Origin of the sequence: Terrisporobacter sp., from assembly GCF_017888745.1 — a bacterium.
In the GTDB taxonomy this organism is placed as follows: Bacteria; Bacillota; Clostridia; order Peptostreptococcales; family Peptostreptococcaceae; genus Terrisporobacter.
In genome coordinates this window covers 1-11,003 of the sequence record NZ_JAGHFM010000218.1, presented here as the reverse complement: position 1 = coordinate 11,003, position 11,003 = coordinate 1, and the positions used below count along the sequence as shown (strand labels likewise).

The 11,003-nt window shown below is 31.7% G+C and carries 12 protein-coding genes; 10 read left to right on the top strand and 2 right to left on the bottom strand.

Annotated features, from left to right (window positions below; all coding sequences use genetic code 11):
• Positions 1-349 (bottom strand): hypothetical protein (locus tag J7G74_RS10525; protein ID WP_330616520.1); only part of this gene is annotated, 349 nt, incomplete at its 3' end.
• 346 nt (positions 350-695) lie between these two features.
• Positions 696-1,574, bottom strand: coding sequence for a LysR family transcriptional regulator (locus tag J7G74_RS10520; protein ID WP_297135027.1), 879 nt, complete (start codon positions 1,572-1,574; stop codon positions 696-698).
• A gap of 140 nt (positions 1,575-1,714) precedes the next feature.
• On the opposite strand from J7G74_RS10520, the gene J7G74_RS10515 reads away from it, so the two are divergent.
• The 10 genes from J7G74_RS10515 to J7G74_RS10470 form a co-directional block, all read left to right on the top strand.
• Positions 1,715-3,091: a hypothetical protein gene (locus J7G74_RS10515; protein WP_297135025.1), complete on the top strand. Its 1,377-nt coding sequence runs from the start codon at positions 1,715-1,717 to the stop codon at positions 3,089-3,091.
• A gap of 32 nt (positions 3,092-3,123) precedes the next feature.
• A complete protein-coding gene (locus J7G74_RS10510; RefSeq protein WP_297135023.1) occupies positions 3,124-4,635 on the top strand; it encodes an acetyl-CoA hydrolase/transferase family protein in 1,512 nt (503 codons plus the stop codon).
• A gap of 139 nt (positions 4,636-4,774) precedes the next feature.
• Positions 4,775-6,439 (top strand): acyl-CoA mutase large subunit family protein, encoded by a 1,665-nt coding sequence (locus J7G74_RS10505; RefSeq protein WP_297135020.1) that lies wholly within the window; start codon positions 4,775-4,777, stop codon positions 6,437-6,439.
• A gap of 42 nt (positions 6,440-6,481) precedes the next feature.
• Positions 6,482-6,892, top strand: a complete 411-nt coding sequence (locus tag J7G74_RS10500) for a cobalamin B12-binding domain-containing protein (RefSeq protein WP_297135017.1) — start codon at positions 6,482-6,484, stop codon at positions 6,890-6,892.
• A gap of 11 nt (positions 6,893-6,903) precedes the next feature.
• On the top strand, positions 6,904-7,839 hold the full coding sequence (gene meaB, locus J7G74_RS10495; protein WP_297135015.1) for a methylmalonyl Co-A mutase-associated GTPase MeaB: 936 nt from the start codon (positions 6,904-6,906) through the stop codon (positions 7,837-7,839).
• Between the two features lie 12 nt (positions 7,840-7,851).
• Complete coding sequence (gene mce, locus J7G74_RS10490) at positions 7,852-8,262, top strand: methylmalonyl-CoA epimerase (RefSeq protein WP_297135013.1); 411 nt, start codon at positions 7,852-7,854, stop codon at positions 8,260-8,262.
• A 17-nt stretch (positions 8,263-8,279) separates the two neighbouring features.
• Positions 8,280-9,827 carry a methylmalonyl-CoA decarboxylase subunit alpha gene (gene mmdA, locus J7G74_RS10485; protein ID WP_297135011.1) on the top strand — a complete coding sequence of 516 codons (1,548 nt, stop codon included), beginning with the start codon at positions 8,280-8,282 and terminating at the stop codon, positions 9,825-9,827.
• A gap of 14 nt (positions 9,828-9,841) precedes the next feature.
• Complete coding sequence (locus tag J7G74_RS10480) at positions 9,842-10,216, top strand: OadG family protein (RefSeq protein ID WP_297135009.1); 375 nt, start codon at positions 9,842-9,844, stop codon at positions 10,214-10,216.
• A gap of 17 nt (positions 10,217-10,233) precedes the next feature.
• On the top strand, positions 10,234-10,614 hold the full coding sequence (locus J7G74_RS10475; RefSeq protein ID WP_330616518.1) for a biotin/lipoyl-containing protein: 381 nt from the start codon (positions 10,234-10,236) through the stop codon (positions 10,612-10,614).
• A gap of 31 nt (positions 10,615-10,645) precedes the next feature.
• On the top strand, positions 10,646-11,003 hold a 358-nt coding region (locus J7G74_RS10470), incomplete at its 3' end, for a sodium ion-translocating decarboxylase subunit beta (protein ID WP_297135003.1).

Genomic DNA, 11,003 nt, shown 5'->3' with positions numbered 1-11,003 from the left:
TCTCTGCTTCTTTTTCACAGGAATCACATATAAAAACAGTTGTAATATAAGAGTACATGTGACCTGGTTTAGGATCAATTAATTTCATACCATAATTATATGCATAATCTTTACATTTATTAAAAATCTCTTTAGTTAAATTCTCAATCTTGAAAATATAAACATATTCATTTGCATCAGCTTCCCATAGAGTAGCTTTTTTTATAAGAACATATTTTTTGTTATGAACATGAAATTTACATTTTGCAACAAGAGGAATATTTTGATCGTTACATTCCTCTATATCGAAGTATCCTTCATAACTTCTTAGAACTTTTCTTAGTACTTCATCCTTATTTGATAATATCATTATCTTATATCACTCCTATTTATAAAGATTTAATTTCTAATTAAATAAACGTTATAATAACTAATATTTCATAAAGTATTAAATAATTAATAATAAATAAAAATATTTAATGATTAGAACTTAATTAATAATTATTTTTGAGAATTGAGTAAATTTTCAGATTGTTATATTTAAGTAAGTGCTGGAATTTATGATTACAAATACTATAAAGATATTATATATACTAAAATTTAGTAATATAATTTAAATTTCTAATAACATATAGATTGTAGGTAAAATAGGAGATAGTTATTTAAATATATTAATTTAAGAAATAACAAATTCATGTTAAATAAAAAGGTCAATATTATTGATGTATATTTTCGAAATGATTAATTATAAAATCTTTAAATAGTTGAATATTTTGTGGGGTATCATTACCATATTTTGAATAAAGATAGATGGAGCGTTTACAAATAGGTTTCTTTATATGTAAAAATTTAATTCCTTTATAATTATTAAGTTTCCATGAAATTTTAGGTATAAAACCAATACCTTGACCAAAAGCGATTAAATCTCTTACTAATGCATTATTTGTACTTTCAAAGGTTATATTAGGTTTAAATCCAGCTGATTTACAAAAATCATAAATCGAGTTTTTTAAGGCGCCTTGTCCTAATGCTATAAAATTTTCATTTTTTGCTTCAGATAAATATATAGAATTTTTCTGTGATAATGGGTGTTTAGTTGAAACTCCTAGCAATATTTCTTCTTCAAGTAAACAAATAGAGTTTGGATTGATGTCAGTTATATTAGTAGAATATAAACATAAATCATATTTACTAAAATCAGTATTTGTATTACTTAGTGATTGTGTAAGTTCTAATGGAATGTTAGGATGAGCAGACTTAAATTCTATTAATATATCTGTAACAATGGATGATGCAGTAAGAGATAAAAATTTGATTTTTCTATTTTTTTCAATAGATTCAACTCCTTTTATTTCACATAGTGAATTATCTAAAATCGTCATAGCTTCATCTACCTTTTCATAAAAATATTTCCCTGCATCATTTAAAATAATAGATTTTCCTTTCCTATCAAATAGTTTTACATCTAACTCATTTTCTAGATTATGGATGATTTTACTGAGAGAAGGTTGTGATATTCTAAGTTCATTAGCAGCATTAGTCATATGTTCAGTTCTTGCAACTGTCAAAAAATATTTTAAGTGCAATAACTCCATCAAATCAACTCCTTTACTACTTTATATCTAAAAGTATATAAGACATATATATAAATATATATTATACAATTCCTGATAAAAAAACTACAATTTATATAAATCAATTAATAAAAAAAATAAATATTGTAAGGGGGAAAGGTATGCGATTTGATTTTGCTAGTGTTTTTTTTAGCCCATATATATTGATGTTCTTAGCTATTATTACAGGGCTTCTTTTTGGAAAGGTTAAGTTTGGTAAATTTAGCTTTGGTATATCAGGAGCCTTATTTACAGGACTTCTTATTGGATGGGTTGCATTTAAATATGCATCAGGTATACCAGAAAATGGTGGAGCATATGAATCAGCACAGAGCTTATTAGACTGTGGAGTTATACCTAGCGAATTCTTTGACATATTTTTAATTCTATTTGTTGCAGCAGTAGGCTTACTAGCAGCTAAAGATATGGGGGTTGTACTAAGAAAGTATGGAGCGAAATTTGTTATTTTAGGACTTATAATAACGTTTTCAAGTGCAGCTACAACTTATATAGCAACTTGGTTTAGTAAAGATGCAAATACTTATGAAGTATCAGGTGTTTATACTGGCGCATTGACAAGCTCACCAGGACTTGCAGCAGCAATAGAAACAGCCAGAGGGCATGCAACAGATAAAACAGTGCATTATGAAACTATGACTGATGAAGAAAAAGTTAAGTTTTTACAAATGGCTGGAGTTGATGAAAAAGACATACCTAAAGACGTAAATACATTCAAATTAACAGATGGAATAAAGCAGCAATTCATTACAAATGCAGAAGCAAGTATAGGAGCAGGTCATGCTATAGGATATCCATTTGGTGTATTTATAGTAATATTGGCTGTTAATTTCTTCCCATCTATATTCAAAATTGACGTCGCAAAAGAGAGACTTCAATATAGAAAGGAATTGGAAGAGGCTAAGAAAGCTTCTAAAGGTAAAGAAATACCAGAAACAAAATTTGATATGGTAGGTTTTACAATAGCATGTATTTTTGGTTATTTGATAGGAAATATAAATATTTACTTACCTTTTATAGGCTATTTTAGTTTAGGTTCTACAGGTGGAGTATTAATTGGATCATTAATAGTAGGTTATATAGGTAAGATAGGTAAGATTAGTTTTAGAATGGATGGAAAAATATTAGGAATAATTAGAGATGTATCTTTAGCTTTCTTCCTTGCTATAGTAGGACTAAGATATGGATACAAAGCAATAGATGCATTAGTTGGGTCTGGAGCAATTTTAGCATTAATATCCTTAGTAGTTGGAGTAGTAGGTATGATGATAGGATTCTTATTAGGAAGATATGTATTTAAAATTAATTGGTTAATGCTATCTGGTGCAATATGCGGAGGCATGACTTCTACACCAGGTCTTGGAGCTGCAATAGAAGCTGCAGGAAGTGATGATCCAGCAGCAGGATATGGTGCAACCTATCCATTTGCGCTTTTAGGAATGGTTATATTTACAATAATATTGCACAAACTGCCTATGTAGTATTTATATAAATAATATTTAGGGGGATACTTATGGAAAGGTTAAGATGTGAGAAATTGAAAGATAAGGTAATGACTCCAAAAGAAGCAGCAATGTTATTTGAAGATAATATGATTGTGGGAACTAGTGGATTTACTCCTGCTGGGTATCCAAAAGCAATACCGCTTGAAATTGCAAAAAGGGCAGATGCGGGGGAAAAAATAGGTTTAACAATAATAACAGGGGCATCGGTTGGGCCAGAACTAGATGAAGCATTAACAAAATCAAAAGTAGTAAAAAGAAGATATCCATATCAAACGACTGGGGCAATGAGAAATGCAATAAATGATGATAGTGTTCAGTATTGTGATATGCACTTAAGTCATGCACCTCAATATGTTAAATATGGATTTTTAGGAAAAATGGACATAGCTTTAATTGAGGCTGTTAGTATTACTGAGGAAGGTTATATAATACCATCTACATCAGTTGGCAATTCAAATGTATTTGTAGAAGTAGCAGATAAAGTAATAGTAGAAATTAATGTTTCTCAACCAATTGAATTAGAAGGAATACACGATATTTATGACTTAAAAAATCCACCAGAAAGAGAGCCTATACCTTTAGTTCATCCAGAAGATAGAATTGGTGTACCTTATATAAAATGTGATTTAGATAAAATTGCAGCAATAGTTTTTACTGATTTGAAAGATAAAACTAGAGTAGTGTCACCTGTCGATGATGTATCAAATAAAATGGCCCAAAATATGATTGCTTTCTTAGAAAATGAAGTTAAAGAAAATAGATTACCAAAGAATTTACTTCCTTTACAATCAGGTGTGGGGAGTGTGGCAAATGCGGTTTTAGCAGGATTAGAAAATTCTAATTTTGAAGACTTAGTAGTTTATTCAGAAGTAATACAAGATTCAGTAATTGATTTAATTAAATCTGGAAAGGTTAAATTTGCTTCTGGAACATCTCTTACAATATCACCAGATAGATTAGATGATTTTTATGAGCACTTTAGCGAGTACAAAGATCAAATAATTCTTAGACCACAAGAAATAAGTAATAGTCCAGAGGTTGCAAGAAGATTAGGAGTTATAGCTATAAATACAGCTATAGAAGTAGATATATATGGAAATGTGAATTCTACAAATATTATGGGAAGTAGAATGATGAACGGTATAGGAGGTTCTGGTGATTTTGCTAGAAATGGATACTTAACTATATTTACTACTGAATCTATAGCAAAAGGAGGGGCTATTTCAAGCATAGTGCCAATGGTAAGTCATCATGACCATACAGAGCATGATGTAATGGTTATAGTAACAGAGCAAGGTGTAGCAGATTTGAGAGGATTATCGCCAAAAGAAAGAGCTAAGTGTATAATCGAAAACTGTGCACATCCAGATTATAAAGAGGCTTTATGGGATTACTTTAACAAAGCTCAAGAAGGAAAATTTAAACACACACCTCATGTATTAGAAGAGGCGCTTTCTTGGCATGAAAGATTCTTAAAAACAGGGAATATGAAAAAAGTTGCTTTGGAGGAAGCTGATTAAAAATAGAAGGATAGTATAATGTCGATGATAATAAAAATCTTTGTCTAATAATAATAATAATTAAAAGATATTGAAGAATAAGAATATTGTTAAATAGGGCAAACAAATAAATGTACATTACTATATAGGGGGAAATTCTATGGAAAATAAAAATATTAAAGAGTCTTTTGAAAAGTGGGAGGAAGTAAAAGTTAAAAAAAGTTTAGCTAGATTCCCAGAAAGAAAAGAAGAATTCAAATTTGATACAGGAGAGGCAGTACAAAGATTGTATACTCCTCTTGATGTAGAAGTAGATTATGAAAATGATTTAGGATATCCAGGACAATTCCCATATACAAGAGGTGTTCAACCAACTATGTATAGAGGAAAGTTATGGACAATGAGAATGTACGCTGGTTTTGCAACAGCAGAAGAATCTAACCAAAGATATAAATTCCTAATAGATCAAGGTTCGATGGGATTATCTGTTGCATTTGACCTACCAACTCAAATGGGATATGACTCAGATGATGCAATAGCAGAAGGGGAAGTAGGTAAAGTTGGAGTTGCAATAGACTCTCTAGCAGATATGGAAATTTTATTTGATGGAATACCACTAGATAAGGTATCAACATCAATGACTATAAATGCACCAGCTTCAGTTTTATTAGCTATGTATATAGCTGTTGCTAAAAAACAAGGTGTAACACCTGATAAATTAAGAGGAACAATTCAAAATGATATATTGAAAGAATATGTAGCAAGAGGAACATATATATTCCCTGTTAAACCATCTATGAGACTTATAACTGATATATTTGATTACTGTTCAAAAAATGTTCCAAAGTGGAACACTATAAGTATTTCAGGTTACCACATAAGGGAAGCTGGAGCAAATGCAGTTGAGGAAGTGGCATTTACTTTAGCTGATGGTATTGCTTATGTAAATGCAGCTCTTGAAGCAGGACTTCATATTGATGATTTTGCACCAAGATTATCATTTTTCTTCAATGCACATAATAATCTATTTGAAGAAGTTGCTAAATTTAGAGCAGCAAGAAGAATATGGGCTAATATAATGAAAAATAGATTTAAAGCTGAAAATCCAAAATCATGGGCACTTAAATTCCATACACAAACAGCAGGTTGTACTTTAACAGCTCAACAACCAGAAAATAATATAGTAAGAGTTGCAATACAAACTTTAGCAGCTGTACTTGGTGGAACTCAATCCCTTCATACTAACTCTAAGGATGAGGCTTTAGCTTTACCAACAGAAGATTCCGTTAGAGTAGCATTGAGAACTCAACAAATTGTAGGATATGAAAGTGGAGCAGCTGATACTATAGACCCACTTGCAGGATCTTATTATGTTGAAAGCTTGACAAATAAGATAGAAAAAGAAGCTTTAGAATTAATAGGTAAAATAGATGAATTAGGTGGAGCACCATCAGCAATAGAAAAAGGATTTATACAACAAGAAATAATGGATAGTGCTTATAAATATCAAAAAGAAATAGAAGGAAATGAAAAAATAATAGTTGGTGTAAATAAATTCCAAGTTGAAGAAGAAGCACCAAAAGGCCTATTAAGAGTAGATCCTGAAGTAGGTGTAAGACAAAAAGGCAAAATAGATGCCCTTAAAGAAAGAAGGGACAACGAAAAAGTAAAAGAAACTTTAGAGGCATTAAGAAAAGCATGTAATAGTAATGAAAATATTATGCCATTTATTTTAGATGCAGTAGAAAGTTATGCTACATTAGGAGAAGTATGTGGGGTTATGAGAGAAGAGTTTGGTGAATATAAACAAACTGTAATGATATAAAAATTAAAGAAATTAAAATAGATGTTTTGAGGGGGAAATACGATGAAACCTATTAGAGTATTAGTTGCAAAGCCGGGTCTTGATGGACATGACAGAGGTGCTAAGGTTATAGCTAGAGCACTTAGAGATGCAGGTATGGAAGTTATATATACAGGTCTTAGACAAACGCCAGAACAAATAGTTCAGGCGGCTATACAGGAAGATGTTGATGTAGTAGCCATGAGTATTTTATCTGGAGCTCACAATCACTTACTTCCAAAAGTAGTTGACTTATTAAAAGAAGAAGATGCTTATGATGAAATATTAGTTATAGGCGGAGGTGTTATACCAGAAGAAGACATACCATATTTAAAAGAAAAAGGAGTAGCAGAAATATTTACTCCTGGAACTCCAACATCTGTGACTATTGATTTCATAAAAGAAAACTTAAAAAAATTAGCACTAAATGATTAGGGGAGAGTGTTATGGAAAATCTCGTAGAAGAACTTCTTAAAGGTAATAAAAGAGCATGTGCAAGACTTATTACAATGATTGAAAACGAAGTTGATGGATATGAAGATTTCCTAAAACAAATATACAAATATACTGGGAAGGCTTATGTTATTGGAATAACAGGGCCTCCCGGTGCAGGGAAATCTACATTCACTGATAAAGTAGTTAAATTATTAAGAGAAAAAGGAAAAAAAGTTGGTGTAATTGCTATAGATCCAACAAGTCCTTTTACAAAAGGGGCAATACTTGGAGATAGAATTAGAATGAATGATTTAAATACAGATAGAGGTGTATTTATACGTTCTATGGGAACTAGAGGTAGTTTAGGTGGACTATCAAATGCTACTCAAGCAGCTATCAAAGTACTTGATGCATATGGATGCGATTATATATTTATAGAAACTGTAGGTGTTGGTCAATCAGAAGTTGATATAGTTAAAACAGCAGATACAACTATAATGGTTATGGTGCCAGGTCTTGGCGACGATATTCAAGCTATAAAAGCTGGTGTAATGGAAATCGCAGATGTATTTGTAGTAAATAAGGCTGATAAAGATGGAGCTAAAAAAACATCCATAGAAATTGAGATGATGCTTGATTTTAAACATGATTGGGATTTCAGACCTCCAGTAAGCTTAGTTATATCAGAAAGTGGAGAAGGGGTAGAAGCTGCTTTTGAAAATATAACAAAACATAGACAATACCTTTATGATAGCAAAGAGATTTACAATCGAAGATTAAATAGAAATAAATTAGAAGTTAAAGAAATTGTTCATAGAAGAATTGAAAAGAAAGTGAATGAAATAGAGTCAACTAAAGATGTTGATACATTGCTAGCTAAGACAATAACTAAGGAGACTGATCCATATACAATTGGAGAGAAAATTTTTGAAAGTATTATAAAATAAGGGGGATTTAAAATGAATGTAAAAAATGTTGATCACATAGGTATAGCTGTAGTTAATTTAGAGGAAGCTTTAAAATTCTTTGAAGATGTACTTGGATTAAAATGTCAAGGAACTGAGATTGTTGAAGATCAACAAGTTAAAGTTGGATTTTTACCAGTAGGTGAAGCTGAATTAGAATTCTTAGAATCTACAACTGAAGATGGACCTATAGCTAAATTCATTCAAAAAAATGGTGGAAGAGGAGGAATACAACACGTTGCTTTAAGAGTTGATAATATAGAAGAAGCTATAGCAGAAATTAAAGAAAAGGGATATAGAATGATCGATGAAAAACCAAGATATGGTGCAGGAAATGCTAGTATAGCATTTTGCCATCCGAAAAGTACAAGTGGAATGTTATTAGAACTAAGTGAAAGAAAATAAGTCTTGGAGGGATACAGATGTCTGTTGAAAAATTAAACTTGCTTAAAAAAACTAGAGAGGCCATAGAAATTGGTGGTGGAGAAAAAAGAATCGAAAAACAACATAAATCAGGCAAATTGACAGCAAGAGAAAGATTAAATTTATTATTCGATGAAAATACTTTTGTTGAAGTTGATGCTTTTGTAAAACATAGATGCACAAATTTTGGAATGGAAAAACAAGCAGCCCCAGGTGAAGGTGTAGTATGTGGATATGGAAAGGTTAATGGAAGATTAGTTTATGCATATGCTCAAGATTTCACAGTTCTTGGTGGATCATTAGGAGAAATGCATGCTAAGAAAATAGTAAAAGTAATGGATTTAGCAATAAAAATGGGAGCTCCAATAGTAGGGCTTAATGATTCAGGTGGAGCTAGAATACAAGAAGCAGTAGATGCTCTTGCTGGATATGGTGGAATATTCTTTAAAAATACAGTTGCATCAGGTGTTATACCTCAAATATCTGCAATAATGGGACCTTGTGCAGGTGGAGCAGTTTATTCACCAGCTTTAACAGATTTTATATATATGGTAGACCAAACAAGTCAAATGTTCATAACAGGACCACAGGTTATAAAAACAGTTACAGGTGAAGAAGTAACTGCAGAAGAATTAGGTGGAGCATCAACTCATAATACAACTTCAGGTGTAGCTCATTTCATAGCTCAAAACGATGAAGACTGTATAGAACAAATTAAAAGATTGTTAAGTTTCTTACCATCTAACAATGCTGAAAAGACACCGTTAGTTGAAACAAATGACTCTCCGAATGTAGTATTAGATAAATTAAATACTATTATTCCTGATGGTTCAAATAAGGCATACGATATGAAAGATATTATTTATGAAATAATAGATGAAGGTGATTTCTATGAAATTCAACCTTTCTTTGCAAAAAATATAATAACAGGATTTGCAAGAATAAATGGTGAAAGTATAGGTATAATAGCAAATCAACCAAGTGCTATGGCAGGTAGTTTAGACATAAATGCATCAGATAAAGCAGCAAGATTTATAAGAACTTGTGATGCTTTCAATATTCCAATACTTAGTTTAGTAGATGTACCAGGATTCTTACCAGGTACAGAGCAAGAATATGGCGGAATAATTAGACATGGTGCAAAAATGCTTTATGCGTATAGTGAAGCTACTGTTCCTAAAATTACATTGATAACAAGAAAGGCTTATGGAGGATCTTATTTAGCAATGTGTTCTAAAGACTTAGGGGCAGATGTTGTATTAGCATGGCCAACTGCCGAAGTTGCTGTTATGGGGCCAAGTGGTGCAGCAAATATAGTCTTCAAAAAAGATATAAAAGAAGCAACGGATCCAGCTAAAATGAGAGCACAAAAAATTAAAGAGTATACAAATGAGTTTGCAACACCATACAAGGCAGCTGAAAGAGGTTATATAGATGATGTTATAGAGCCAGAAGTAAGTAGGATAAGAATAGCTGATGCTCTAGATATGTTGTCATCAAAGAGAGAAAGCAGACCATTTAAGAAACATGGAAATATACCTCTATAGGAAGGTGATAGATAATGAGTATAAGTCAATTACTAGAATCGTTAAAAGTAGATGCAGCATCAATGCCAATGGGTGAACGTCTTTTAGCAGGATGTGCTACAACATTATTATCTATGGTAGTTGTGTTTATAGTATTAGTTTTGATAGCTATGATTATAAGAGTAGTAAATGCAGCTCCAGAAGATAAGAAAAGTAAAGTGGCAGAGATAAAGGTTGATGAAAATAAAGAAGTTTTAGAAGAAGTAAGCTCAGAAGATAATGATGAGTTAGTTGCAGTAATAACAGCTGCACTTGCAGCTTCTGGGAATAAAAATATAGTTGTAAAAAGAATAAGCAGAACAAATAATATTCAAAGTAACTGGGAAAAAACACATAATATAGAGGTATAAAATAGGGGGTACTAATAATGATAAAAAATTACAATATAGTGGTAAATGGAAATTCTTATGAGGTTCAAGTTGAAGAATTAGGGGCTAGTGTAGAAAATATTGCAAGACCACAAGCACAAGCTGCTCCTCAACCAGCTGTAAAAAAAGCAGCTCCAAAGAAAGCTCCATCTGGTCCTGTAGGGGGAAGTGGAAGTGTATCAGCACCAATGCCAGGAACTATAAGTGATGTGAAAGTAAGTGTAGGTCAAAGTGTTGCTAAGGGCGATATTTTATTAATATTAGAAGCTATGAAGATGGAAAATGAAATACTAGCTCCAGCTGACGGTACAGTAAGAGAAGTAAACGTTACTAAAGGTGCTTCTGTAAGTTCAGGAGATCCGTTAGTTACAATAGGATAATTATAAATACAGATAGAAGGGGGAAAAACCCGTGGGAGAGGTTATAATAGATTTTATACAAACAATGGGAATTGTCAATATGACATGGCAACAAGGGGTAATGATACTTATATCATGTTTATTACTATATTTAGCCATTGCTAAAGGATTTGAACCATTATTATTAATTCCAATAGCATTTGGTATGTTATTATCAAACCTTCCATTATCAGGAGTTATGAATGAAGCAGTTTCTAAAATACAACTTATATCACCTGAAGGTGTAGATGCACTGAAGGAAGGGACATCTGCATATATAAGTACGGAAACAACGGGTGGTTTATTAAATTATCTATTTTTAGGTGATGAATTAGGAATATTTCCACCATTAATTTTCTTAGGTGTAGGTG

Excerpts from the sequence above, each read along its gene's own strand:
- J7G74_RS10520 (WP_297135027.1), bottom strand. The coding sequence starts at position 1,574 with ATGGAGTTATTGCACTTAAAATATTTTTTGACAGTTGCAAGAACTGAA.
- J7G74_RS10515 (WP_297135025.1), top strand. The coding sequence starts at position 1,715 with ATGCGATTTGATTTTGCTAGTGTTTTTTTTAGCCCATATATATTGATG.
- J7G74_RS10510 (WP_297135023.1), top strand. The coding sequence starts at position 3,124 with ATGGAAAGGTTAAGATGTGAGAAATTGAAAGATAAGGTAATGACTCCA.
- J7G74_RS10505 (WP_297135020.1), top strand. The coding sequence starts at position 4,775 with ATGGAAAATAAAAATATTAAAGAGTCTTTTGAAAAGTGGGAGGAAGTA.
- J7G74_RS10500 (WP_297135017.1), top strand. The coding sequence starts at position 6,482 with ATGAAACCTATTAGAGTATTAGTTGCAAAGCCGGGTCTTGATGGACAT.
- meaB (WP_297135015.1), top strand. The coding sequence starts at position 6,904 with ATGGAAAATCTCGTAGAAGAACTTCTTAAAGGTAATAAAAGAGCATGT.
- mce (WP_297135013.1), top strand. The coding sequence starts at position 7,852 with ATGAATGTAAAAAATGTTGATCACATAGGTATAGCTGTAGTTAATTTA.
- mmdA (WP_297135011.1), top strand. The coding sequence starts at position 8,280 with ATGTCTGTTGAAAAATTAAACTTGCTTAAAAAAACTAGAGAGGCCATA.
- J7G74_RS10480 (WP_297135009.1), top strand. The coding sequence starts at position 9,842 with ATGAGTATAAGTCAATTACTAGAATCGTTAAAAGTAGATGCAGCATCA.
- J7G74_RS10475 (WP_330616518.1), top strand. The coding sequence starts at position 10,234 with ATGATAAAAAATTACAATATAGTGGTAAATGGAAATTCTTATGAGGTT.